This window comes from Corynebacterium sp. MSK122, from assembly GCF_030229435.2.
GTDB classification, from domain to species: Bacteria; Actinomycetota; Actinomycetes; order Mycobacteriales; family Mycobacteriaceae; genus Corynebacterium; species Corynebacterium marquesiae.
The window spans coordinates 1-3488 of the sequence record NZ_JASPHV020000048.1; the positions used below are offsets into that span (position 1 = coordinate 1).

General features: G+C 54.3%; 3 protein-coding genes and 1 pseudogene. All 4 read right to left on the minus strand.

The annotated features are described in order from the left end of the window. Positions 1-619: 619 nt before the first annotated feature. The 4 genes and pseudogenes from QP934_RS11320 to QP934_RS11335 all read right to left on the minus strand — a co-directional run bounded on the left by QP934_RS11320 (position 620) and on the right by QP934_RS11335 (position 3356). Positions 620-1102 (minus strand): GNAT family N-acetyltransferase, encoded by a 483-nt coding sequence (locus QP934_RS11320; RefSeq protein ID WP_284836120.1) that lies wholly within the window; start codon positions 1100-1102, stop codon positions 620-622. Positions 1103-1754: 652 nt separating this feature from the next. After that, a pseudogene (locus tag QP934_RS11325) lies at positions 1755-2172 on the minus strand (transposase family protein); the annotation flags it as partial. A gap of 164 nt (positions 2173-2336) precedes the next feature. Continuing rightward, complete coding sequence (gene erm / locus QP934_RS11330; protein WP_284869002.1) at positions 2337-3191, minus strand: 23S ribosomal RNA methyltransferase Erm; 855 nt, start codon at positions 3189-3191, stop codon at positions 2337-2339. Between the two features lie 99 nt (positions 3192-3290). Further along, positions 3291-3356: an erythromycin resistance leader peptide gene (locus QP934_RS11335; protein WP_071569110.1), complete on the minus strand. Its 66-nt coding sequence runs from the start codon at positions 3354-3356 to the stop codon at positions 3291-3293. Between the last annotated feature and the right edge of the window lie 132 nt (positions 3357-3488).

Consider the following 3488-nt stretch of genomic DNA (forward strand, 5'->3'; position numbering starts at 1 on the left):
AGCTCACGAATAGTCTTGGTAACTGATTGCGTGCGTTTATAAACCTGGATGGCTCGACGTCGCTCTTCTTTGGTATACGAACGATTCATGATGGAATTCTCCAAAATTCCGTCCGCATCCCCTTTTGACCCTTAACCCTAAGGCCACATTCACGGTAGATAAGGGCCAGAAATTTGAAATTTTTCGCCCTTATCTACCGTGAATGACAGTGACAGGTGTGCGAGACCCAGGGCTGTGGGCTGGACCCCGGAAATCGGATAGCCGCAACGTCACGGATACTCCTCAGGACAGGCAACTATGCGGGCCAAGATTGTGCCCCATTTGCGGTCTTTAAACGCGATAGCTGGGGCTTGGTTGCGACCTCAGTTGTCGTTCATAGGTTGAGACACACCTCTAGAACTGCTCCTGAAAGCGCTAAAAGCAGCAGAGCTGGGCCTCACACGGACTTATTTTCAGCAGCCGTCACTTCGGTGTGGAAAGCCGCAGAGAATCGATGTGGTGAGACATCCGGAACGATGTCTCCAAACCAGACACTGTTAGTCCGACAGCATTCCGGCTGTTCAGAGCTTTTCTGGCCAGCTTTCCCTTTACCCTTAGGCAACCACGGGGGCTCATGCGGCTACCGCGTGAGCTCCTTGAAGTAGCAAAACATGCGGTAACCGTTCCCGTCTTCGTAATGTGAGAATCCGCGTCCCTCGTAAAAGCGGCGAGCGTCAACATCCACTTCATCGACATTGATCTGGATCTCGATGACGTCTGCTTTAGACACTGCGGTTTCTACTAGGTCCATGATGGCAGTGCCTATCCCCCGCCCTCGAAGCTCGGGATGAACGTAAAGCTCTTCAAGCATCGCGATAGGCCCCTCATAGTAGGGGCTGGGTCGAAGCGTCACAAAGGCGAAGCCGGCAGGTAACTTCTCACCGTCAGCGATGCAGACTATGACGTCATCGCGCCGAAGAAGACACTGAAAACGCTCTGTAAGAACATCGATTGACGGGCACGGGGTATCGAATTCGGCGTTGAAATCACTGAGCATCGCGGCCACATCATGAGCACGTTCGTGCGTAGCCCTATTCAGGTCGATCCCTTCGGCCCGAATCATCCTTTGAGCCGATTTGTCCAGAGAGCTAGCACTAGCTGGGACCGTGATGTTAAAGCCAACACCGAAACGGTCGATCACCATGCCGAAGTAGTCGCCCCACGGCGCCTTGGCGAAAGGCATGGACGCATCGCCGCTGTCGGCTAGCGCAGCGTAGATCGTTTCAGCTTCTTCCACGGAATCAGACTCGACGGTGAATCCGATATTTCCTAGAGTGAGGCGATCGCAAGAGTTCTGCAAATCGTCACCTCCACCAAGAGTAAAAGGACCGCGAAGGGTGCCGTGAGCGATGGCGTCACGTGGCGGATCGAAGGGGAACTCAACTCCATTATCTAGCTGCTCGCCATACGTCAGCATCTCGAGATCACCACCGAAAACCGAATGATAATACTCGAATACGTCGCGGGCGTTACCAGGGAAAGAAATGTACGGCGTGGTCTTTACTGTCATGCCGCAATGATAACCCTATTTTTCGCTCCGGTTGCGGGCGCGCTGTAAGGCGGTATGGTTTTGCACGCGTGGGGATTGAGGGTGTGAATCCCACTGTCGTGGGTTTGATGAGGTAGTCGATGTTGCGGAAGCTTTGGCATCGGCGTGCGTTGTGCTCCGTACGTTGTTTCAAAAACGGGTTTCATCAAACGGAACAAAACCTGGGACACTTCATATCCCACCCCAGGCCTAATGACTTGGGTGCAGCGGCAACGCTCATCCGATTTAGGCAGAGTCGTTGCAGGATCCAGTGGGTCACCTGGTCCGTGGTCTTTGAATTGTCGGGCGCGCAGGCAAGGCCAGCACGGAAGATCTTCTGCAAGCAACGCTTGTTGGTGCACCGGTAGCGTGGAAGGCGCACATGAAGTTGTTGGGTGGCCGACGATGGGCAGATCGACCAGGCTGCGGATGACGTGGTCGCGGAATACTCCAGGCTGCCCGCAGGTAGGGCATTCATTGATCGGCTCGACGGGTTCGGCTTCAATAACAGTGACGTCACCGTTTTCTGTGGCACCGGTGATAGTAGTTCCTAGTTTTGCGGTGCGGCAGATGGTATCGACGATGACATTTCCGTTAGGCTGCACAGTAGGTCCTTAGTTTTGTACGGATGGATTAGATACCTTTTTCCTACAAAGCCAAGGACCCCAATATCTTGTGCCACGCCCGAACCCCCGGCGAACTAATCAATGCACTCTAAAACCGGAAGAGCCCTTTTAGTACTACTGGTGGATTTCGGTTTTGGTGGGGATTAACGCCGCCGGCTTCGGTTTTTCCGTTGAGGAGGTCGTTGACTACTTCCCGATGGTGAAATGGGTCGATGGTGAGGTAGAGAGGAACCAGTCACCTGGAAGAGATCGATCCAGTCGTTGGTGTGCAATCTGGGAGGTAGGGTCGCGGGGTCGATTCCTCGCGAGCGCAACCATGATTGTGTTTCTGAACGTGATGAAAACAACCCTGCCCTTCGGAGAATTTCCCCTATCCCGCGTCCCCGGGCAGTGAAAACGGTGTGCACCATCGCCTGAAAGGCTTTGCGCTGCTCTATCGGAATCTTCGGGGCACCCACCCGGCGGATCACTAAGATCCCCCCGTCAACGTTTGGCTGTGGCCGGAAAGCAGACCTTGGTACCCGAGAACCCAGGTGAAATGTGAACCATGGGGACCACTGAGCCGTCATCATCGTGCTTGCGCCTACCCCGGCCCGGCGGCGAGCGACTTCCCACTGCATGAGGAGTACAGCGTCAGTCCATGCTGGCGCATGCAGCAACTTTCGAAGAATGGCAGTGGTGAGGTGAAAGGGAATGTTTCCCACAATGACGCAGGGAGTGGCGGGTAACCGGAAGTTAAGGAAATCATCATGGACCACTTCGACCGCCGCCGAGGAGGTTTCTTGTGTGATTTTGGCAGCTAGTTTTGCGTCCACTTCAACTGCCGTTATCGCCCTCCCCAAGTGGGCCATCGGGTGAGTGAGGGCACCGCTTCCTGGTCCGATCTCAATGATGGGGCCGGAGGTTTGTTTCACAAGGTCGATGATGGAGTTGATGATCTTGTGGTTGGTGAGAAAATTTTGGCCATGCTCGTGACGGCCGTGTCCGTATGCAGACATCAGGTGTGCTCCTTGGATTTGAAAGGGAGCCGGGCATGACAAATAGCCGCCCGGCTAAAGGACCGGAGCGGTTTTTAACCTACGGGGTAGGAAACCGCCTTAGCGGTTGGTGCGCAACCGCAAGAAAGCGGTACCTGAAATCAACATGGGTCTAATTATATCCATTTAAAGGGTTAAGGGTCAAAATGTGTGTCTGGCTCGGCGTGTCGCGGGGGTTAGATTTGGCCTTTTTGAATGCCGATTGAGTGGGTGTAGTCGGTGTCGATAGCGTTGTCGTAGAGGGCTGGGCGTCCTGTT